The organism is Cellulomonas sp. P2_B4, from assembly GCF_056404795.1.
In genome coordinates this window covers 494,298-515,868 of the sequence record NZ_JBFUDI010000001.1, presented here as the reverse complement: position 1 = coordinate 515,868, position 21,571 = coordinate 494,298, and the positions used below count along the sequence as shown (strand labels likewise).

At 73.1% G+C, this 21,571-nt stretch carries 18 protein-coding genes; 11 read left to right on the top strand and 7 right to left on the bottom strand.

What is annotated here, in order from left to right:
• The first annotated feature begins 81 nt into the window (after positions 1-81).
• On the top strand, positions 82-942 hold the full coding sequence (gene rfbA / locus AC1DZC_RS02400; protein WP_477042106.1) for a glucose-1-phosphate thymidylyltransferase RfbA: 861 nt from the start codon (positions 82-84) through the stop codon (positions 940-942).
• Here rfbA and AC1DZC_RS02395 read toward each other — a convergent pair.
• From AC1DZC_RS02395 to AC1DZC_RS02370, 6 genes are all read right to left on the bottom strand, one after another.
• A complete protein-coding gene (locus AC1DZC_RS02395; protein WP_477042105.1) occupies positions 918-2,054 on the bottom strand; it encodes a glycosyltransferase family 4 protein in 1,137 nt (378 codons plus the stop codon). The two genes, rfbA and AC1DZC_RS02395, sit on opposite strands and share 25 nt — an antisense overlap.
• Entirely contained in the window at positions 2,051-3,154 is a 1,104-nt protein-coding gene (locus AC1DZC_RS02390; protein ID WP_477042104.1) for a glycosyltransferase family 4 protein, read from the bottom strand. Before AC1DZC_RS02390 ends, AC1DZC_RS02395 begins: the two co-directional genes overlap by 4 nt.
• Positions 3,151-4,398, bottom strand: coding sequence for a hypothetical protein (locus AC1DZC_RS02385; protein ID WP_477042103.1), 1,248 nt, complete (start codon positions 4,396-4,398; stop codon positions 3,151-3,153). Before AC1DZC_RS02385 ends, AC1DZC_RS02390 begins: the two co-directional genes overlap by 4 nt.
• On the bottom strand, positions 4,395-5,525 hold the full coding sequence (locus tag AC1DZC_RS02380) for a glycosyltransferase family 4 protein (protein ID WP_477042102.1): 1,131 nt from the start codon (positions 5,523-5,525) through the stop codon (positions 4,395-4,397). The genes AC1DZC_RS02385 and AC1DZC_RS02380 overlap by 4 nt, the downstream gene beginning before the upstream one ends.
• Positions 5,522-6,757, bottom strand: a complete 1,236-nt coding sequence (locus AC1DZC_RS02375) for a glycosyltransferase family 2 protein (protein ID WP_477042101.1) — start codon at positions 6,755-6,757, stop codon at positions 5,522-5,524. Before AC1DZC_RS02375 ends, AC1DZC_RS02380 begins: the two co-directional genes overlap by 4 nt.
• A 136-nt stretch (positions 6,758-6,893) precedes the next feature.
• Complete coding sequence (locus tag AC1DZC_RS02370) at positions 6,894-8,045, bottom strand: glycosyltransferase family 4 protein (protein ID WP_477042100.1); 1,152 nt, start codon at positions 8,043-8,045, stop codon at positions 6,894-6,896.
• A 59-nt stretch (positions 8,046-8,104) separates the two neighbouring features.
• On the opposite strand from AC1DZC_RS02370, the gene AC1DZC_RS02365 reads away from it, so the two are divergent.
• Both AC1DZC_RS02365 and AC1DZC_RS02360 read left to right on the top strand, forming a co-directional pair.
• Positions 8,105-9,652, top strand: a complete 1,548-nt coding sequence (locus tag AC1DZC_RS02365) for a DUF2142 domain-containing protein (RefSeq protein WP_477042099.1) — start codon at positions 8,105-8,107, stop codon at positions 9,650-9,652.
• A gap of 36 nt (positions 9,653-9,688) precedes the next feature.
• Positions 9,689-10,315: a dTDP-4-dehydrorhamnose 3,5-epimerase family protein gene (locus AC1DZC_RS02360; protein ID WP_477042098.1), complete on the top strand. Its 627-nt coding sequence runs from the start codon at positions 9,689-9,691 to the stop codon at positions 10,313-10,315.
• On the opposite strand, the gene AC1DZC_RS02355 is transcribed toward AC1DZC_RS02360, so the two are convergent.
• Positions 10,301-11,401: a glycosyltransferase family 4 protein gene (locus tag AC1DZC_RS02355; RefSeq protein ID WP_477042097.1), complete on the bottom strand. Its 1,101-nt coding sequence runs from the start codon at positions 11,399-11,401 to the stop codon at positions 10,301-10,303. The genes AC1DZC_RS02360 and AC1DZC_RS02355 overlap by 15 nt on opposite strands.
• Before the next feature lie 33 nt (positions 11,402-11,434).
• Between AC1DZC_RS02355 and AC1DZC_RS02350 the strand changes: the two genes are divergently transcribed.
• The 8 genes from AC1DZC_RS02350 to AC1DZC_RS02315 all read left to right on the top strand — a co-directional run bounded on the left by AC1DZC_RS02350 (position 11,435) and on the right by AC1DZC_RS02315 (position 21,571).
• Positions 11,435-12,376, top strand: coding sequence for a glycosyltransferase family 2 protein (locus AC1DZC_RS02350; RefSeq protein ID WP_477042096.1), 942 nt, complete (start codon positions 11,435-11,437; stop codon positions 12,374-12,376).
• Positions 12,373-14,634, top strand: coding sequence for a glycosyltransferase (locus AC1DZC_RS02345; RefSeq protein ID WP_477042095.1), 2,262 nt, complete (start codon positions 12,373-12,375; stop codon positions 14,632-14,634). The genes AC1DZC_RS02350 and AC1DZC_RS02345 overlap by 4 nt, the downstream gene beginning before the upstream one ends.
• A 132-nt stretch (positions 14,635-14,766) precedes the next feature.
• Positions 14,767-15,387, top strand: a complete 621-nt coding sequence (locus AC1DZC_RS02340) for an acetyltransferase (RefSeq protein WP_477042094.1) — start codon at positions 14,767-14,769, stop codon at positions 15,385-15,387.
• The gene (locus AC1DZC_RS02335) at positions 15,384-16,493 is read left to right on the top strand and encodes a DegT/DnrJ/EryC1/StrS family aminotransferase (RefSeq protein WP_477042093.1); all 1,110 of its coding nucleotides are present in this window, start codon (positions 15,384-15,386) and stop codon (positions 16,491-16,493) included. The genes AC1DZC_RS02340 and AC1DZC_RS02335 overlap by 4 nt, the downstream gene beginning before the upstream one ends.
• Positions 16,490-18,184 carry an FkbM family methyltransferase gene (locus AC1DZC_RS02330; RefSeq protein WP_477042092.1) on the top strand — a complete coding sequence of 565 codons (1,695 nt, stop codon included), beginning with the start codon at positions 16,490-16,492 and terminating at the stop codon, positions 18,182-18,184. The genes AC1DZC_RS02335 and AC1DZC_RS02330 overlap by 4 nt, the downstream gene beginning before the upstream one ends.
• Positions 18,184-19,230, top strand: a complete 1,047-nt coding sequence (locus AC1DZC_RS02325; protein ID WP_477042091.1) for a glycosyltransferase family 4 protein — start codon at positions 18,184-18,186, stop codon at positions 19,228-19,230. The genes AC1DZC_RS02330 and AC1DZC_RS02325 overlap by 1 nt, the downstream gene beginning before the upstream one ends.
• Positions 19,227-20,252, top strand: a complete 1,026-nt coding sequence (locus AC1DZC_RS02320) for a glycosyltransferase family 4 protein (protein WP_477042090.1) — start codon at positions 19,227-19,229, stop codon at positions 20,250-20,252. The genes AC1DZC_RS02325 and AC1DZC_RS02320 overlap by 4 nt, the downstream gene beginning before the upstream one ends.
• Positions 20,249-21,571 carry a glycosyltransferase gene (locus AC1DZC_RS02315; RefSeq protein ID WP_477042089.1) on the top strand — a complete coding sequence of 441 codons (1,323 nt, stop codon included), beginning with the start codon at positions 20,249-20,251 and terminating at the stop codon, positions 21,569-21,571. The genes AC1DZC_RS02320 and AC1DZC_RS02315 overlap by 4 nt, the downstream gene beginning before the upstream one ends.

Here is a 21,571-nt window from a genome sequence, read left to right as displayed (position 1 = left end):
GGCGGCCGGTCGCAGCATCCTACCGAGGAGCCCCGCGGGCGCGGTCGGACGGACCCGCTGCATGCGCCAGACTGTGTGCCCATGCGAGGGATCATTCTGGCCGGCGGCTCCGGCACGCGACTGCACCCGATCACCCTCGGCGTGAGCAAGCAGCTCGTGCCGGTGTTCGACAAGCCGATGATCTACTACCCGCTCTCGACGCTGATCCTCGCGGGCATCCGCGAGGTGCTGATCATCACGACACCCCACGACGCCGAGCAGTTCCGGCGGCTGCTCGGCGACGGCTCCCAGTTCGGGATCTCCATCTCCTACACGGTCCAGGCCGAGCCCAACGGGCTCGCGCAGGCGTTCGTGCTGGGCGCCGACTTCGTCGGGGACGACTCGGTGGCGCTCGTGCTCGGCGACAACATCTTCTACGGCCCGGGCCTCGGCTCGCGGCTGCAGCGGTTCGCCGGCATCGACGGCGCCGCGGTGTTCGCCTACCGCGTCGCGGACCCCACGGCCTACGGGGTGGTGGAGTTCGACGACGAGGGCCGCGCGCTCTCGCTCGAGGAGAAGCCCGCGGCGCCGCGGTCGAGCTACGCGGTGCCCGGCCTGTACTTCTACGACAACGACGTGCTGGCCATCGCCCGCGACCTCGCACCGTCGGCACGCGGCGAGTACGAGATCACCGACGTGAACCGGACCTACCTCGAGCAGGGTCGGCTCCAGGTCGAGGTGCTGCCGCGCGGCACCGCGTGGCTGGACACGGGGACGTTCGACTCGCTCCTCGAGGCCTCCGACTACGTGCGCACGATCGAGCACCGGCAGGGCCTGAAGATCGGCTCCCCCGAGGAGGTCGCTTGGCGTCGTGGCTTCCTGTCCGACGACGAGCTGCGCACGCGCGGCGAGGCCCTGGCCAAGTCGGGCTACGGCAGCTACCTGCTCTCGCTCCTGGACTGAGCAGACCGAGCACAGGCCGCGTCGAACGCGGCCAGGTGTGCCCGTGCGGCGGCGTCCCAGGTGAACGTCGCGGCACGCGCGAGCGCCGACGACGACAGTCGCGCGCGGCGCTCGTCGTCGGCCAGCAGCGCGCTCAGCCCGGTGCCGATGCTCGCGTCGTCGGTCCCGCAGTAGGCGACCGCGTCGCCCCCGACCTCGGGCAGGGACAGCTCCCTGGTGGTCAGCACGGCCGCACCGCACGCCATCGCCTCCAGGACGGGAAGGCCGAAGCCCTCGCCGAGGCTGGGGTACGCGACGACCCGCGCGCCGGACAGGAACCCCGGCAGGTCCGCGAGCGGCAGGTAGCCCGTGCGCCGGGCGACACGGTCGGCGGGGACCGTGGCCAGCGTCGGCTCAACCTGGGTGTCCCAGCCGGGTCCGCCGGCCAGGACGAGCGCCTCGTCGGTCGTCGCCGCGAGCCAGCCGCGGACGAGGGCCGGCACGTTCTTGCGCGGTTCGAGCGTGCCGAGGAAGGCGACGTAGGGGCGGTCGCCGATGTCGAGGGTGGCGCGGACACGGTCCCGCTCGGTGTCGTCGACCGGGTGGAAGACCGCGGTGTCGACGCCGTGGTAGGCCACGTGGAACAGCGCCGGGTCGGCACCGGTGAACTTCACGACCTCGGTCGCGGTCGCCTGCGAGGGGACGACCACCGCCGCGGCGTGACGCACCGCGTACCGGATCGCCCGGCGGAAGAAGCGTCCCTTGACCGCGGAGTGCAGCTCGGGGTGGCTGAAGAAGGTGGCGTCGTGCAGGGTCACGACGACCCGCAGCCCCGCGCGGACGGGCATCGTGTAGTGCGGGCTGAGCAGCACGTCGGCGTGCACCCGCCGAGCGATCCGGGGCAGCCCGAGCTGTTCCCAGACCATGCGCAGCGGGCGCCGGGCGGTGCGGGCCGGGGCGACGACGAGCCGGGCGGCGGGTGCGATCGTCGCGAGGAGCCCGGCGTCGCGCGGCTGGCAGGCGACGACGACCTCGACGTGCAGGTCGGTGAGCGCCGGCAACAGCTCGTCGACGTACCGACCCACCCCCCCGCGGTCCGCCGGGACCGCCGTGGCGTCGACCAGCACCCTCATCGCAGCACTCCTTCGATCGTCGCGGCCATCTGGGCGCCGCTGCGCTCCCACGTCCAGGCCCTCGCGCGGGCCCGGGCCTGTTCGGTCCTGCCGGGGTCGGCGTCGCCCAGCCTCGCCGTCACGGCGCGGGCGAAGTCGGCCGGGTCCTCCGGATCCGCATAGTCCACCAGGTCCGCGCCGATCTCGTGGAACGGCGGGATGTCGGAGGCGACCGCGGGCACCCCCGAGGCCATGGCCTCGAGCAGCGGGAGCCCGAACCCCTCGTACCGGCTCGGGAAGACGAACAGGTCGGCGCCCGCGTACACGCCCGGCAGGTCCGCGTCCTCGACGTACCCGGTGAACGTCACGCCCGCCAGCACGTCGGCCGGGACGTCCGTCGGCGGCTGCTGGGCTCCCCAGCCGGCGCTGCCGACGACCACGAGGGGGTGCCGGCGACGGACCTCCGGGTCGAGCAGCGCCCAGGCGCGCAGGAGCGTGACGAGGTTCTTGCGCGGTTCGAGCGTGCCCACCGCCAGCACGTACCCCTCGGGCAGGTCCGGTCCGCCACCCGACGGGGGTGCGAGGAACTGGGGGTCGAGCCCGCAGTCGACCAGGTGCACGGGCACGTGACCGGGGAACTCGGCGTCGATGCGCGACGCGGTGAACGGCGAGATCGTCGTGACGGCCGACGCCTCGGTCATCGTGCGGGGCACGTGCTTGCGCAGGTGCGTCAGGTTCCGCTTCTCGATGACCTCGGGGAGGTCGACGTAGGCGAGGTCGAAGACGGTGACGACCGAGGGCGCCGACACGGCCGGGAACGCCGTGTAGTTGGTGCTCACGAGGGCGTCGGCACGCGGCACCCAGCGGTCCACGGGCACGCGTCCGACCAGCGAGTACACGGCCTGGTAGGCGCGGCGCGGCACCGGCAGGAGCAGCCGCTCGAGGTTCGGGAGGTCGGGCAGCAGGTACGGGCGCGACCGGTCGTCGGAGAAGCCGACGACGACGAACCGCCAGTCGGGGCGCGCGAGCGCGGACTCGCGCAGCACGTTCGCGCTCCACCGGCCGATGCCGTCGGTGCGCCGGGAGACGGGGGTGGCGTCGACGAGGATCGTGGGGCTCATGCCGTCGGCTCCTCGGCGTCGTCGTGCGTCGCCGACAGCGCCCGCAGGTGCCCGACCGCAGGGACGGCCACGAGCGCGGTGGCCACGAGCTCGCCGAGCAGCAGACCGAGCGCGGCGCCGACCGGACCGATCGACCAGGACAGGTACGCGATCGCCGGGATGCCGATCACGGCGCCGGCGACCGTGGAGACGACGACCTGGTGGATCCGGCCGGCCGGGACCAGGATGTGCCGCGTCATCGAGATGCGTGCGGACACGAGCAGGAACGACGCGCCGAGCCAGAAGCACACGGGTGCGGTCGCGGCGACGGCCGGGCCGAAGAGCAGGCCGGACACCCACGGCCCCAGGGTCGCGAGCACGGCCCACCCGACGACGCCGACGGCGACGTGGGCGCCGAGCGCGACCCGCAGCCGGCGCGCCCGGTCGGCGAGCTCACCCTCGACCGTCCAGCTCTGGAACGCGTTCGCGAGCGTGATGGGGACGTACAGACCGAACTTGAGCAGCTTGTCGGCCGAGGCGTACGAGCTGGCCTCGGCGGCCGGGGCGGTCGCGGTGACCACCGGGACGGGCAGCGCGAGGTAGGCCCCGTTGGCGACGTCGTTGAACGCGATCGCGCGGTCGCGCACCAGCAGCCGCCGCAGCTCCGACCACGACCAGCGCGGGCGCGTGGTGCCGGCCAGGGCCCGGCGGCTGTAGAGCACGATGCCCGCACCCGAGGCGAGCAGGGCGAGCAGCGGGTAGAGGGCGAGCTCGCGGGTCGCGACGACGAGCGCGGCGGAGGCGGCCGCGGCGACGACCCGCGGGATCGCCTCGAACACCGCGATGGACCGCGGGTCCCCCTCGCCGACCGCGAACCAGGCGAACGACAGCCCGATGACCGACCCGGCGAGTCCCATGAGCACGGTCGGCCACACATAGCCGGGCGCCGCCAGCAGGACGCACAGGGCGATCACGACGGGCACGGCGACCACCGCGACCGCGCCGCGCACCAGGAGGCTCTCGCGGTAGTAGAACGCGCGGGCCTCCCGGTCGGTCGTCAGGGCGACCAGCGGCGGCCCTGCGGTGTTCCAGCCGTACGCGATGGCGATCGCCGCGAGCGTGCCGATCGCCTCCCCTGCGGCGAGGCTCGCCCAGCCCGCCTCGCCCGCGACCCGACCCAGCACCGGCAGCACGAGCAGCGGTGTGATCAGGGAGATCATCGGCAGCCCCGCGAAGCCGGCGAGGCGGCCGCCGAACGACGTCATCCGCGCAGCGCCTCGTCCAGTGCCTGCGCGGTGAGCTCCGCGGACCGCTCCCACGTGAACCGGGCGGCGCGTTCGCGACCGTCCCGCACCTGGGCAGCCCGCCGCTCCGGATCGTCCAGCAGGGCGACGAGCTCGCGGGCGAGCGCCGCCGGGTCGCGCGGCGGCCCGTAGTAGCGGGCCGCGTCGCCGCCGACCTCGCGCAGCACGCCGATGTCCGAGGCCAGCACGGCCGTGCCGTGCACCATCGCGTCGACGACCGGGAGCCCGAAGCCCTCGGCGAGCGACGGGCAGACGTAGACCGCGGCCTGCGCGAAGAGGGCCTCGAGCTGGGCGCGCGTGACCCAGCCGAGCAGCCGCACGTCCCGCTCGAGACCGAGCTCGGCCACCAGGGGGGCGAGCGGGTCGACCCCGTGGCTGCCGGTGATCGCGAGGACGGGACGTCGGTCGGCGGGGATCTGCGCGATCGCGCGCACGAGCGTCGCGAAGTTCTTGTGGGGCATCCGGTTGCCCGTGCTGAGCACGAGGGGCCGCGAACCGTCGATCCCGAGCGGCGCCAGCTCGCCGGCCGGGTCCTCGACGGTCGACGCCGACGCCGCACCGTGCGGCACCACGCGGATGCGGTCCTGCGGGACGCCGACCACGCGGGTGATCGACGCCGACGCGTCCTCGCTCCCCGTGATGACGAGCCTGGCCCCGCGGGCCGCCCGCCGGATCAGCCACGACGTGATCGCCTGCGTGGGCCGGCTGACGTCCGGGTTCGGGTACTCGTCGGCGATGATGTCGTGCAGTGTCACCACGGTCGGCACGCGTCGACCCGGGGGCCCGAAGTTCGCCGGGCACCAGACGAGGTCGGCGCCGAGGGCGCTCGCCCGGCGGTCCACCCGGAAAGCCTCCGCGGCGGCCCAGGCGGGCCGGTTCTCGCCGTCCACGCCCAGCGTCACGGTCGCGCCAGGGAACCACTCGGCGATCGACTCGTCGGCCGTCGTGTTCGTCAGCCCGAGGAGGTCGACGCCGGGGAGATGCTCTGCGAGGCGAGGCAGGAGCGCGCGGGCGTAGGTCTCGGTGCCGCCGCGCTTTCCCGTGAAGTACAGGAGGTCGACGGCGAGGGTCGGTCGCTTACCGCTCACGAGCCGGCCGCGGCGAGCGGTTCGACGATGCCGTCGAGCGCCTCGGGCAGCGGTGCCGGCGGGTTGGACCGCGCGCGCGTCGGGATGGTCAGGATGCCGACGAACAGGCTGGACATCATCGTCTGGAAGCCGAGGATCAGGCCGAGCGCGGCCGGCACCGCGACGCGGACAGCCGCGCGCGCGTCGAGGCTGCTGAAGTCGGCGTTGCCCCACCGAATGACCTGGCCGACGGCCACGGCCAGCCCGACGACGAACAGGGCGAGCCCGAGCAGCAGGCCGCGTTCGAGCGTCAACCGGTCCGCGATCGCCCGGAACCGGGGGCCGACCGGAAGGAACCCTTCGTGCTCGGCGTACACCTTGGTCAGGATCGCGAACAGGACGGCCTGGTAGCCGACGACGGCGGCCGCGGTGGCGTAGATCATCGTCGAGACGTCGAAGCCGACCGACCCGACTTCGACGGGCCCGAAGAGCAGCACGAGGTTGAGCAGCACACCGACGACGAAGAGCAGGGCGCCGGGGTACAGGAACATCCACTTGGGCGAGAACACCATGAGGAAGCGCAGGTGGCGCCAGCCATCGTGCCAGCTGCGCAGGTGCGGCGGCCGCGAGCGACCGTCCTTGCTCAATGTCGTCGGCACCTCGATGATCCGCAGCTTGGCCAGGCACGCCTCGACGACCATCTCGGACGCGAACTCCATCCCGGAGGTCCGCAGCCCCAGGCCGAGGATCGCCTGCCGGTTGAAGCCGCGCATGCCGCAGTGGAAGTCCTTGACGCCCGGCTTGAAGAACAGCGACCCGACCCCGGAGAGCACGGGGTTGCCCAGGTAACGGTGCAGCGGCGGCATGGCACCCGGGGCGATCCCGCCGCGGAACCGGTTGCCCATGACGAGGTCGTAGCCCTCGCGCAGCTTCGCGACGAACGGGTCCAGCGACGAGAAGTCGTAGGAGTCGTCGGCGTCGCCCATGATCACGTAGGTGCCGCGGGCGGCAGCGATGCCGCCGATGAGCGCGGCGCCGTACCCCTTCTCCGGCACGTCGACGACCCGAGCACCCGCGAGCCGGGCGATCTCCTGCGACCCGTCGGTGCTGCCGTTGTCGGCGATCACGACCTCGCCCTCGACACCCGACGACTCGAGGTATCCCAGCGCCTTGACGATGCAGGTCTCGAGCGTCTCCGCCTCGTTCAGGCAGGGCATCAGGATGGTGAGTTCACAGCTCCGCTGCTGGGCCATGGTGTCCGTCCGGGTGGAGAAAGGGGCGCGCAACTGTACCAACGGGTTCGAGCGGTTTCCGGCACCTCGGTGCGCGCCTCGGCGCGCGGCGGTGCGCGGCTCAGAGCACGGCTCAGAGCACGGCTCAGAGCACGGCTCAGTGCGCGGCTCGGAGCGCGCCGAGGATGCCCCTCGCGGCGGCGTCGGCGGTCCGCTCCGTCGCCGCGCGCTCGAACCACGCACGCGCCGTGTCGCGCAGGTCCGTGCCCCCGCGCACGGCGGAGACGATCGCCGCGCCGAGGACCTCCGGGTCCGTCGAGCCGGCGACGAACCCGTTGACGCCCTCGTCGACGAGCTCGACGGCCGCGTTGTCCTCGGCGGCGACGACGACGACCGGGGTCCCTACCGAGCACGCCTCGACGACGACCATGCCGTACCCCTCGCGCCGCGACGGGTTCACCAGCACGGCGGCGCCGCGGACCGCCTCGTCGAGCTCGGCCTGCGGTACGAACCCGGGCAGGTCGACGACGTCCTGCAGCCCGAGCCGGCCGACCTCGCGCACGACGCTGTCGCGGTGCGGCCCGTCGCCGAGGATGACGGCCCGCAGGTCCGGGATCTCGCGACGGGCGACCTGCACCGCGGCGGGGATCGTCTCCACCTGCTTGTCGGGGATGTGCCGCCCGACGTAGACGACCGTCGGGGGCTGCGCGGCGACGAGGACGGGCGAGGCCGCCTCCACGCCGTGGATCAGGCCGGGACTGACTACGGGGGGACGGCGGGCCCCCTCGGCCACGAGCCGCCTTCCGTTCTGCTGGGAGTGGGCACTCACCAGGGGGCTGATCCGGACCGCCCGACGCTGCAGGAACGCCGCCACCCGGCCGAGCACCGGGCCCGAGTACTCGATCCACTGGTCGCGTCGCCACACCTCGAGGAAGTCCGAGCAGATCCGGGTCCGGGTACCGACCAGGGCGAGCCGGACCGCGAAGACGTTGAGCACGGGCAGCGCGGACACGAGGACCGCGTCGTGCCGCCCGCGCGACCGCACGAGGTGACCGAACAGGCCAGCGGCGAAGACCAGCGCGGGCAGGGGCTTGCGGGCGCCGGCCGCGTCGTAGAGCTCGCTGCGACCGGAGACGGCGACCACCTGCATGCCGGGTGCGTCGGGCGGCGTCCCGTCCCACTGCCGACGCGTCAGGTACTCGACGTCCCACCCCTGCGCGTGGAAGGACTCCGCGAAGAGGCGGTACTGCCGCTCGCCCCCGCCGGTGCTCACCGGAAAGAAGCAGTCGTACACCACGGCGATTCGCACCGGGCGAGCCTAGCCGGGGATATTCTCGCGACCGATCACTCCCCCGGACCGGAAGTCCTATGTCCTCCACCACGCCGCGCAGCCCGTCGCGCGCCCGCACGTTCTGGCTGGCCTTCGCGGCGCTGTGGCTGATGACGGCCACCTGGTCGCTGGCCAGCCCCCTGGCATCGGGTCCCGACGAGAACGCGCACATCGTCAAAGCGGCGGCGGTGGTCCGGGGCGACCTGCACGGGCACTCGGCGCCCGACAACCCGGGCTCCGGGCTCGTCGACGTCCCCGGCCTGTACGCGTTCACGATGAACTACCCGGTGTGCTTCGCGTTCCAGGGCGAGGTCCCGGCCAGCTGCGTGCCCGAGCTCCCCCAGGGCGACGAGGCCAGCGCCGACCAGGAGACCCCGACCTGGGTCATCCGGAACAACCCGGCCTACTACGCGGTGGTCGGCCTGCCGACGCTGCTCGAGCCGAGCGCCACGTCGATCTACCTGATGCGCCTCCTGAGCGTGACGCTGTGCTCGCTGGTGCTGGCGTGGGGATTCCGCGAGCTGCTGTCGCTGCGGCGGCGGACGATGGTCACGATCGGCACGGTGGCGGCGGTGACGCCGATGGTGGTCTACCTGAACAGCACGGTGAACCCGTCGGGTCTCGAGGTCAGCGCCGCGCTGACGCTCTGGGTCTGCCTCCTCGCGCTCGTGCGCGCCCCCGACCCCGACCGCATCCGTTCGCGCGCTGCCGGGATCGCGGTCGTGGCCGTCCTGCTGGCCAACTCGCGCGGCCTGGCGCCCCTGTGGCTCGGGCTCATCGCCGTGGTCGTCGCCGCGATCGGGCCGTGGAGCCAGGTGCGGGCGGTTCTCCTCGATCGTCGGACCTGGCCGTGGCTGGGCGTCGTCGCGGTCGGCACGGTCGTCGCGCTGGCGTGGACGCTCAGCTCCGACGCGCTGGCCGCCGGGGGCGCGGACCACCCCGAGCTCGGCTTCCTCTCGACGGCCAACCGGACGTTCTTCGACACCGGCGACTTCCTGCTGACGTCGATCGGCCGGTTCGGCTGGCTGGACACCCCGCTGCCGATGCTCGCCTACATCGTCTACATCGCGCTGATCGGGCTCCCGGTGCTGCTGGCCCTCAGCGTCGGCCGCACGCGGGACCGGCTCGCGATGCTCGGCGTGATCGCGGTCGCCGTCCTCGTCCCGACCGTCCTGCACGCCTGGCAGGCCCGCAGCGTCGGGTACATCTGGACCGCCCGGTACTCGATGCCCCTGTACGTGGGCGTCCCTATCGTGGCGGGCTACCTGCTGCGGGACGCGTTGCGCAGCGTGCGATGGCTCGAGGTCAGGCTGCTGCGCACGCTCGTCCCGCTGCTCGCGGCCGGCCAGGCGATTGCGTTCGTCTACAACCTGCGCCGCTACGCCGTCGGCGAGAACGGCTCGTGGCGACACCTGCTCTCGGGCGGGTGGACGCCCCCCGTGCCGACGGTCCTGCTCCTCGGGCTCCAGGTGGCGGTGCTCGTCGCGAGCGCGGTGCTGCTCCTGCGCCTGCCGGACGACGAGCCCGAGCCCGACCCCGTGGCGGGGGCCGAGATCGAGGCCGAGCCCGCCACCGCCGCCGGTTAGGCTGGCGCCCCGCCACCCACCCGAGGAAGGACGACGATGACGTACCGCGAGCTTGCGGTCCCCGGCGCCTGGGAGATCACGCCCGTGCAGCACGGCGACCCGCGTGGCGTCTTCCTCGAGTACTTCCAGGGCGACCCGTTCCTCGAGCGCATCGGCCACGGGTTCGACCTGCGGCAGGCCAACCTCTCCGTCTCCGCGGCGGGGGTGCTGCGCGGCATCCACTACGCGGACGTCCCCGTCGGGCAGGCCAAGTACGTGACGTGCGCCAAGGGCGCGGTGCTGGACGTCGTGGTCGACCTGCGGGTCGGGTCGCCGACGTTCGCGACGTGGGACACCGTGCTGCTCGACGACGTGGACCGGCGTGCGATCTACCTGTCCGAGGGCCTGGGGCACGCGTTCCTGTCCCTCGAGGACGACTCGACCGTGCTCTACATGTGCTCCGAGCCGTTCACCCCGGCCCGCGAGCACGGTGTGCACCCGCTCGACCCGGACGTCGGGATCGTCTGGCCGACCACCGCGCGCGACGGGTCGCCGCTAGAGCCGCAGCTGTCCGCGAAGGACCTCGAGGCCCCGACCCTGGCCGAGGCCCTGGCGTCGGGCGCGCTCCCGAAGGCCGACGAGGTCGCCGCCTACATCGCGTCCCTGGGCTCAGCGCGCGGCTGACGCCGCCCGGTAGACCTCCGCGTGCGCCTGCGCGGAAGCGGACCACGTGTACCGCTGCGCCGCGGTGCGGACCTCGTCCCGGCCCGGACCGCTCGCCAGCACGGCGACGAGACCAGCCGCGATCGAGTCGACGTCCAGGGGGTCCACCAGCTCCCCGACCGCGAACTCGGCCATCGAGCTGCCGGCCGACGTGACGGTCGGCACGCCGTGCGCCATCGCCTCGAGCACCGGCATGCCGAAGCCCTCCCACAGCGACGGGAACGCGAACGCGGCCGCACCGGCGTAGGCGGTCTGCAGATCGGCGTCGTCGAGCCGTCCGAGCAGATGCACACGCCCGCCGGGCAGCCCCGCCAGGACGCGCTCGACCTCGGCCACGGCGTCGCCCCACCCGCTCGGCCCGACGAGGACCAGGTCGTGGTCCAGGCGCCCGGCGCGCGCGTAGGCCTCCACCAGACGCGGCACGTTCTTGCGAGGCTCGAGGGTGCCGCACCACAGGACGTACGGCCGCTCGACGCCGGCGCGGGACCGCCAGGACGCCACCCGTCGGGCCGAGACCTCCTCGGCCCGCACCCCGTGCGGGACCACCGTCACGCGACCCGCGTCGATACCGTGCGCGACGCAGTCGTCGAGGGTCGCCCGCGACGGGACGACGACCTGCGCCGCCTCGTCGCGCACGATGTCTAGCGCCCGACGGAAGAACGCGTTCCCGCGGGCCGTGAAGTGGTCGGGCTCACGCAGGAACGCGAGGTCGTGGACCGTCACGACGAGCGGGACGCGTCGACCCGGCACCGCCCAGGTCGTCGCGTGCACGACGTCGACCCCCGGCACGTCCGACTCCGCGCGCGGACGGCGCAGCCGGTTCCAGGTCTCGTACAGCGCGGCCCGCGGCAGGCGCGCCTGCACGATGCGGCCGGTCGGCGCGGGGCTCGGGACCTCGTCGGACCCGTGCCGCGCCGCGATGCCCACGGTCCGCAGCGAGCCGACGTCCGCGAGCGCCCGGGTCAGCTCCGCGATGTACGAGCCCGAGCCGCCCGGGACGGGCTGCCAGCACTGCTCGACTGTCAGGGCGATGCGCAGCGGGTCCACGGCGACGAGCGTATAGACACCTAGACTCGCGGCGTGCCGACCTCCTCGACGACGACCCCGCGGGCCGTCGTGGTCTCCTGGAACGGCGCTCACCTGCTGCCCGCCTGTCTCGACTCGCTGGCCGCGCAGACGGTGCCGGTCGACGTGCTCGTCGTCGACAACGCGTCGTCGGACGGGACGGCCGAGCTGCTGGAGGCCCGCGGCGTGCGGACGGTCCGCGCACCGCGCAACCTCGGGTTCGCGGGCGGGGCGGCCCTCGGCATGCAGGGCGCGACGGGGCATGTGGTGCTCCTCAACAACGACGCTACGTTCGCGCCGGACGCCGTCGAGCAGCTGCTGGAGGCGTTCGACGAGCCGCGCGTGGGCGCCGCCACGGCGAAGATCCTGCTCGCCGGCACCGACCCCGTTCTCGTGAACTCGACGGGCAACGTCGTGTCGGGCGACGGGCGGGGCACTGACCGCGACTTCCGGCGCCCCCTCGGCACGGAGTCCACCGACCCGGACGTCTTCGGCTTCTGCGGCGGCGCCGCGCTCCTGCGCCGCGAGATGCTCGACGACGTCGGTGGGTTCGACCCGTCCCTGTTCCTCTACTACGAGGACACCGACCTGTCGTGGCGCCTGCGGGCGGCGGGCTGGTCCGTCCGGTACGTGCCGACGGCCGTCGCGCATCACCTGCACGCGGCGAGCTCCGGCACAGACTCCCCCGTGTTCCGGTACTACAACACCCGCAACTCGCTGATCGTGCTCACGCGGCACGCACCGGTCCTCGTGGCCGGGCACTCGTTCGCCCGGCAGAGCCTCGGCCTGGCCAAGGCCGCCCTGCGCGCGCCGACCGCGGACACCACGCGCGCCCGCGCGCGGGCGCTGGGCGCGTACCTCCTGCGCCTGCCGCGCACGCTCGTCGAGCGCCGCCGGACGTGGCACGGGGCGGCGACGTCGCGCGCCGCGGTCGCTCGGTACGTGGGTCGCGCATGAGCGCCGCCGCGCTGGTCAGCAACCGAGTCACCCGCGTGCACGCCCGCCAGACCGCCCGGTCCGTCTTCCGCGTCGCCGCGGGCTGCGACCTGCGGGTGCTCGACCTCGACGGCAGCTACGTTCCGGTCGGCGACGAGCGCGTCCTTCGACCCGAAGACGTCGGCCTGGACGAGCGCGCGCTGCACCTACAGGCCGCGCACCTACCGGCGGGCGACCTCCTGGCGGACCTGCTCCCGCTGGTCGCGGCGACGTTCCCGGACGAGGTCCTGGGCGTGCTGCCCGGCGTGGTCCTGCTGCACTGGCCGACGAGCCTCGTCGGGCCCGGTGGTGCCGCGCGGCGCGTGGTCCGTCGTACCCCGCACGCCCTGCCGCCCGACGGCCTGCACCCGGACCAGGACGACCTCGACACCGCCGGCGCCCACGCCACCGGCCTGCTCGGGCTGCGGCCCGGTGCGGGCACCTCGGTCGACGACGAGGTGAGCCTGCTCTCCTGGTGGTCCCTTACCCGGGACGCCGACGTGACCGCGACCGAAGAGGGCCTGCTCCTCGACGGACGCGCGGTCGACGCCGTGGACCTGTCGGGCCTCGACCCGCACCGACCCTGGCTTCTCGACGCTCGCGAAGCCTCCGACCCGCGCGCCCGGCTCAGCGACCACCCCGTCCTCGCCGCGCTCGTCGCCGACGCCGCCGCCGAGCAGCTCGCCGACGACCTGCCCGAGCCAGCCGACAGCTGGGACCTGACGAGCGTCGGCACCCCGGTCGACGCCGTCCTGCGCTCGCTGTACGCGGAGCTGGGTCCCGGGGTACCCGACCCGTTCGCGCCCGACGAGACCGCCGAGCTCCTGACCTGGCTCACCGCGCCCGGACCCGACGGCGCCCCCGGCCGCTACCTGACCGCGCTGCGGGGCCTGCGCGCCGACCTGGTGCAGTCGTTCCCCGAGGTCCCCGGACCGGACACGGCCGACTTCCTCGCCTGGGTCGACGCGAACGCCGCCGCCGAGGGCTACCCCGCCGCGCTCGTCGTGACCCCGGCCGGTCGTCCGGCGCAGCGACGGACACGGGTCCGGCAGCCCGCGCGACGCGTGCCACGCCCGACGCCCGGCCTCAACGTCGTCGGGTTCCTGCGCGGGGAGCTCGGGATCGGCGAGTCCGCGCGGCTCGTCGTCGGGGCGGCACGCGCGGCACACGTGCCGGTGCACACCGTCAGCGTCGACCAGCACGCCCTCGGCCCTTCGCGCTCGAGCGGCCCGACCGCCGACGGCGCCGGGCCGTTCGACGCCACCGTCCTGTGCGTCAACGCCGATCTGACGCCCGTCGTCGCTCCCGCCGTGCCCGAGGTCATGGACCGCAGCTACCGGATCGGCATGTGGTACTGGGAGGTCGAGGAGTTCCCTCGCACCCTGCACGGGGCCTTTGCCTTCGTCGACGAGGTATGGGTGGCCACCGACTTCGTGCGGGCCGCGATCGAGCCGCACGCCCCCGTGCCCGTCCGGACGGTCACGCCACCGCTCCCCCAGCGCGGGACGGACCCGACCCGGACGCGAGCGGATCTCGGCCTGCCCGACGGTTTTCTGTTCCTCTTCGTCTTCGACCACCTCAGCACCCTCGAGCGCAAGAACCCCACGGGCCTGATCGACGCGTTCACGGCGGCGTTCGGGCCGCAGGACGGCGTCGTCCTCGTGGTGAAGTCGCTCAACGCGCACCGACGGCCCGCCGACGCCGAGCGGCTACGTCTGCACGCCGCCCCGCACCCGCACGTCCACCTGCGCGAGGACTACCTGGAACCGGCGGCGCGAGACGCGCTGGTGGCCCTGAGCGACGCCTACGTCTCGTTGCACCGCAGCGAGGGGCTCGGGCTGACCATGGCCGAGGCCATGGCCTGGGGCAAGCCGGTCGTCGCGACCGGGTACAGCGGCAACCTGCAGTTCATGGACGACGAGAACAGCCTGCTCGTGCCGTGGACGCCCGGGACGATCCCCGGCTCGGCCGCGCCGTACCCGCCGGGTGGCCGGTGGGCGGAGCCCAACCTGGCCGAGGCGGCCCGGTTGATGCGCCACGTCGTCGACGATCCTGCTGCGGCAGCGGCGCTGGGGGCGCGCGCGGCGCACGACATCCGGGAGCGCCACGGGGTGCAGGTCGCGGGGCGGCAGATCGCGGACCGACTCACTCAGGTCGCCCCCGACCGCCGGCGAAGGGCGTCGACACGCGGTCGGAGCGCGCGCGCGTTGCTCGGCCGGTTACGTGTCATCTATCGTTGAGCGCGATTGGTCCGACTTGTACCAGAGACCCGCGAGGATGCAACCCCCGAACCTGTGAACCGGTAGCATGTGGCGGCCCCGTCGGGCCAAAGGTCTGGAGGGAGCGTTCGCTCCCGAGCGCTAGGGGGCACGGTGTACGGGGTTGTCATCGTCGGCAACGGCGGTCACGCGCGTGCCTGCGTCGACGCCTGGAGCACCGACGCCGAGCTCGCACCGGCCGGCTACACCGGGCCTGCAGAGGGCGACGTCCTCGGCCTGACCTACCTCGGCGACGACTCGGACCTGGCCGCCCTGGTGGCCGCCGGAGCCACTACCGCGTTCGTGGCCCTCGGCTCGAACCGCCTGCGCGAGAAGGTCTCCATCGACTGCCTCGCCGCCGGGCTCTCGCTCGCCACCATCGTCGCCCCGACCGCTCAGATCGGGCAGACCGCGGCCCTCGGCGCCGGGACGATCGTGCTGCACCGCGCCGTGGTCGGTGCCCGGGCGGTCGTCGGCGACGGCTGCATCATCAACACGTCATCGAGCATCGACCACGACTGCGTGGTCGGTGACTACGCGCACATCGCGCCGGGTGTCCACATCTCCGGCACGGTGCGCATCGGTGCCGGCGCCATGATCGGCGTGGGCGCCAGCATCATCCCGGGCATCACGATCGGCGAGGGCGCGACCGTCGGTGCGGGCGCCGTCGTGATCCGCGACGTACCCCCGGGTCGAACAGTGGTCGGGGTACCGGCCAGGGAGGTCGCACCATGATCCACATCGCCAGCCCGGACCTCTCCGGGAACGAAGCCAGCTACGTGAACGAGTGCGTCACCTCCACGTGGATCTCGTCCGTCGGTCACTTCATCACGGACTTCGAGAGCGCCTTCGCCAAGATCTCGGGCACCCGCCACGTCATCGCCACGAACAACGGCACGACGGCGCTGCACCTCGCCCTCGTCGCGGCCGGCGTCGGTCCGGGCGACGAGGTGATCGTGCCCGCACTGACCTACATCGCCACGGCCAACGCGGTCCGGTATTGCGGCGCGACTCCTGTCTTCGCCGACGTCGAGGGCGACACGCTCAACCTCGACCCGAGCGACATCGAGCAACGGATCACGTCACGCACCCGCGCGATCGTCCCCGTGCACCTCTACGGCCACCCGGCGGACATGACGGCCATCTCGCGGATCGGGCGCAAGCACGGCCTCGTCGTCATCGAAGACGCCGCGGAGGCGCACGGATCGCAGGTCCTGGGCCAGCCCGTCGGCTCGATGGGTGACATGGGCGTCTTCAGCTTCTTCGGCAACAAGATCCTCACCACCGGCGAAGGCGGCGCCGTCACCACGGACGACGACGACCTCGCGGCGCACCTGCGCCTCTTGCGCGGGCAGGGCATGGACCCGAAGCGTCGTTACTGGTTCCCCGAGGTGGGCTACAACTACCGGATGACCAACATCGCCGCCGCGATCGGGCTCGCACAGGTCGAGCGGTTCGACGGGTTCATCGACCGCCGCCGGGAGATCGCCGCGCTCTACGCGCAGCAGCTCGACGGTGCGACGGGGATCGTCCTGCCGGTGCAGCGCCCCGCCGCCACGCGGGTCGACTGGCTCTACACCGTGCTGGTCGAGGGCTTCACCGCCGACGAGCGCAACGCGCTGATCGAGCTGCTCAGCGAGGACGGGATCGAGACCCGCCCGGTCTTCTACCCGCTGCACCTCATGCCGCCGTACGAGGTCGCGGACGGCCCCACGTTCCCCGTCTCCGAGCGGCTCGGCCGCGAGGGCATCTCGCTGCCCACGCACATGGGCCTGTCGAACGACGACGTCCGCCTCGTCTCCACCAAGCTCCTCGAACGGGTGGGTGAGCTGCGGGGATGAACAACATCCCCTTCATCTCCTATGCGCAGAACGGAGAGGACGTCGTCCTCTGGCGGGCGCTCGGGAGTCGCGAAGGTGTGGTCTACGTCGACGTCGGGGCGTTCGACCCCAGCTACGACTCGGTGACCCGGGCCCTGTACGAGCGGGGCTGGCGCGGGGTCAACATCGAGGCTCAGCCGTCGCGGATCGCGGCGTTCGAGCGGGACCGTCCCCTGGACACGAACCTCGCGGTGGCGATCGCCGACCGCGACGGTGAGGCCGTCCTGGCGGTGCCGGCCAACCCCGGCTGGGCCTCGCTGCTCGACCCGGCACAGACCGGCGACACCGAGCCCGGCGGGGAACGGATCGCCGTCCCGGTGCGGCGGCTCAGCTCCGTGCTCGCCGATCTCGGTATCGAGCACGTGGACGTCCTGAAGATCGACGTCGAGGGCGGCGAGCCCGCCGTCGTGCGCGGCCTCCTGGACGGCCCCGTGCGTCCGACGGTGTGCGTGGTGGAGGGTGTCGCACCGGGCATCGGCCGGATCGCCGGAGACGAGGCCGTCGCGCTGCTGGTCGGCGCCGGGTACGTCCACTGCCTGTTCGACGGTCTCAACCACTACCTCACCACCGACCCGTCGCTGCGTGCCACGCTCTCCGTGCCGGCCAGTCCCGCGGACGGCTACGTCCAGGACCTGGTGCACCGGCTCTCGCGCGAGCGCGAGGCCCTGATCTCGACGATCGCCGCCCTCTCCAGCGACAACGACACGTTCCGCCGGGGCATCCTGACGCCCGCCCACGCGGACGAGCCGGCCGACGACCTCGACGACACCGCCTCGGAGGACCCCGAGCCTGACCCCGCCGACCGCGACACGCTGGCCGTCCCGGCGGAGGGACCCGTCCTGCCGGCGCCGGGTGACGCCGCCGTGGCCCTCCCGAGCCTGACGACGTACGAGGTCACCCGCGCGCCCGTTATGTCCCCGCAGCTCAGGCACAAGCGTCGACGGGAGACCTTGACCCGGCTGCTGACCGCAGGCGTCGACTCGCCGATGCGGGTCGTCGTCGACATGCAACCCGCACGCGTGAAGCTGGCGTCGGGCACCCGCACCACGAAGGACGCCGTCGGCATCCTCTACGAGTGGATCCTGGGCCGGTCCCCCGATGCGGAGGGGCAGGCCGTCTGGGCTCGTCGCATCGAGGACGGCACGCCCGTGCTGGACCTCGCGCGCGAGATGGCCGCGAGCGGCGAGGCCCTACGACGCTCGGCCGCCGAGCGGCAGCACGTGCGCGCCGGGCTAGCCGCCTGGGAGCGCCTGGTCGCGGCCGAGATGCTCGGCATCGGCGAGTGGCAGGGGGGCAACACCCGCGACCTCGCACACATCGGCGACCGCATCTTCGTGGCGGCCGTGTACGAGGTCGCGCTGAGCCGCAGCCCGAGCGTCGGCGAGATGGAGCTGGAGGTCGGCAAGCTCGACCAGGGCGTCGGGCGCGAGTGGCTGCTGCGCACGTTCGCGGCGCACCCGCAGACGACCCGTCGACTCTTCGGCACCGCGCGAGGAGGGCTGCGCGGGCGCCTGCGCGCGGTCCGCTACCGGCTGCACCGGCTCCAGATCTTCCGCGACCTCGTCCTGGCCGCCGAGAGCCGTCGCATCGCGGCGCTGCTCAGCGACTCCCGCGCCGAACCCGGCGGCCCCCTTCCCCTGGAGCGGCCCTGATGCGCGTCCTCATCGCGTCGAGCTCGGTCCCGCACGTCAACGGGGGCGGCAACCTGATCGTCGCCTGGACCGCGCAGGCGCTGCGCGAGCGTGGCCACGAGGTCGAGGAGTTCTTCCTGCCGTTCCCGATGGGAGCCCGCCGGGTGCTCCCCGCTCTGGTCGGCATGCGCGCCACGCCCTTCTCGGGATCCGGCGACCGCCTGATCGCGATCCGCTGGCCGGCCCACCTGATCCGGCACGAGAACAAGGCCACCTGGTTCATCCATCACTACCGGCCGCTGTTCGACCTCTGGGACACGCCGTTCCGCGGCGTCCGCGCGAACGCCGAGGGTGCCGCGTACCGGGAGGCCGTCCGGCGCATCGACAACGTCGGCCTGGAGGAGTCCCGTGACGTCTTCGCCAACTCGGCGATCGTCGCGCGACGCCTCAAGGAGTACAACGACGTCGACGCGGGTGTCCTGCTGCCGCCGATGGGCGGTGACCTCTCCCGGTTCCGGACCGAGGGCTACGGCGACTTCGTCTTCTACCCGAGCCGCGTGACGACGATCAAGCGCCAGCTGCTGGCCGTCCAGGCGATGCAGCACACCACGACGCCCGTGCGCCTCGTGATCGCCGGGAGCGCCGACCAGCCCGACTACGCGCGCGAGCTGACCGACGCGGTCCGGGAGCTGGACCTCGAGGACCGCGTGGAGCTCCGCTTCGGGTGGATGGACGAGCACGAGAAGGCGGACCTGCTCGCACGGTGCCTCGCGCTGACCTACCTCCCGGTCGACGAGGACTCCTACGGGTACCCGTCCCTGGAGGCCTCCCACTCGGCCAAGGCGATCGTCACGGTCACCGATGCCGGCGGTGCGCTCGAGTTCGTCTCGGACGGCGACCAGGGCATGGTGGTCGAGCCTGACCCCCGTGCGCTGGCGCGCGCGTTCGACCAGCTCTACGAGGACCGCGCGACAGCCGAACGGATGGGAGCGCGCAGCTTCCACCGCCGAGAAGAGCTCAACATCAACTGGGAGCACGTCCTCCCCAGGCTGCTGGGAGAGTCGTGAAGCTGCTCGTCGCCAACAACGCGGCCCCGTTCGTGCGCGGCGGCGCCGAGCTGCTCGCCGACCGCCTCGTGCTGGAGCTGCGCCAGGCCGGCCACGAGGCCGAGCTGCTGCGCTTCCCGCTGGGCAACACGCCCGAGCAGGTGATGGAGGGCATCGTCGCCGCCTCGCTCCTCGACGTGATGAACGTCGACCGGATCATCGGCCTGAAGTTCCCCGCGTACCTCATCCCCCACCCCGATGTCGTCATCTGGCTGGTGCACCAGTTCCGGCAGGCCTACGAGGAGCCGCCCGTGGGCTGGCCCCGGGACCCCCAGCTCGACCCGATCGCAGAGGCCGTGCGCGCCGCCGACCGCAACGCGCTCGGCGGGGCCAACAGGCTCTACACGATCTCCCCGATGGTCGCGGAGCGTCTGCGTCGGTCGAACGACCTGAACGCCGAGGTCCTCATGACGCCGCCGCACGCCGAGCAGGACTTCCGTACCGAGCCGGCCGAGGACTTCCTCGTCGCCCTGGGCCGGCTGTCGGGCGGCAAGCGTCAGCGGCTCGCGGTCGAGGCGATGCGCCACGCCGCACCGGGCTACCGACTGGTCGTCGCGGGGGCACCCGAGTCGCCGGAGACGCTCACCGACCTCGAGCGGCTCATCGACCAGCACGACCTGCGCGACCGTGTCGAGCTCGTGCCCCGGTTCATCACCGAGGAGGAGAAGCTCGACCTGCTGGCCCGCTCGATCGGCTCGGTGTACCTGCCGATCGACGAGGACTCGTACGGGTACGTCTGCTACGAGGCGGCGATGTCGAACAAGCCGTCCATCACGGGCTCGGACTCCGGAGGCACGCACACCTTGGTCGACCACAGGCGGACCGGGTTGATCACCGACCCTGAGCCCAGGGCGCTCGCTGCCGCGTTCGACGAGCTGGCGCTGCACCCGGCGCGCGCGGCGGACATGGGCCGCAACGCCCGGACCCTCGCGCTCGAGCTGGACCTGTCGTGGGACCGAGTGATCGAGGAGCTCACGCGATGAAGGTCGCCATGGTCACCCCGATGTCGCCCGAGAGCGCCATCGCCGACGTCATGATGCAGGCGCTGCCGCACCTCAACGACACGTGGGACATCGACGTCTGGTGCCCGTGGGAGCCGAGGCTTCGACCGTGCTCGGTCGAGCTCTACCCCTACAGCGACGCCGACGACGAGACCCTGCGCAGGCTCTCGCAGTACGACCTCGTGATCTACGTGCTCGGCAACAGCCCGTGGCACTCCCGGATCCTGCCGCTCGCCCGCGCCCTGCCCGGGCTGGTCGTCCTGCACGACGTCGCGATGACCGACCTGGTCCGGCACATGGCGGTCGAGCGGGACCTGCTGAACGTCCTGGCGGCGCGGATCGCCTCCGAGACCTCGCCCACCGACGCCGAGGCGTTCCGCCAGGGGCGCCACGCGGACGGCTCTGACGGCTGGCTTCGGCTCAGCGCCCGCAACCCGATGATCGACTACGCGACCGAGGGGAGCCTCGGCGCGCTCGTGCACTCGAACTGGCACGCCGGTCTCGTCGAGGGGCGGACGCTCGGCGACGTGACCGTCGCCCCCCTGCCGGTCCCGTCCACCCGGCTCGGGTTCGAGACCGCCCAGCGGGTGCAGGCCGAGGCGCACCTGGACGGGTTGCCCGACAGCGCCGTCCTGGTCGTGACGGTCGGTGCCGCCAACGCGAACCGGCGCATCGACGCCCTCATCGACGCCGTCGCCACGGACGACCCGCTGCTCGAGCGCATCCACCTCTGGGCCGTCGGCCCCGGTGAGCCGGTGGCGATGCGGGACCTGTACGAGCGTGCCGAGCGCGCCGGGATCACCGACCGGTTCCAGATCACCGGGGCCGTCAGCGACGTCCTGCTCCAGGACATCCTCGACCGCGCCGACGTCGCCGCCGCGCTGCGCGAGCCGGTGCTCGAGGGTCAGTCCGCGAGCGTCCTGACGCAGATGCTGGCCGGCCTGCCGACCCTGGTGCTCGACCACGCGCACTACTCGGAGCTTCCCGACGACATCGCCCTGAAGATCGACCCGGCCGAGCCCGTGAGCGGCCTGGTCAGCGCTTTGCGGGGCCTCGTTGCCGACCCTGCGGAGCGCGCGGCCCGGGGAAGCCGGGGGCGCGACTACGTCCTGGCCACCCGCAACGGCGAGGCGTACGCCGACGCGATCGCGACAGCCGGGGACCGCGCGCTGGCGGCTCGCCCGGTCGTGCTCCTCAGCGCCGACCTGGCTCGCAGCGCACGCCGACTCGGGCTGCACGCCGTCCCCCGGGCGACGGCGGCCATGACCGATCTCGCGTTCGAGCTGTTCGACCTGGCCTGA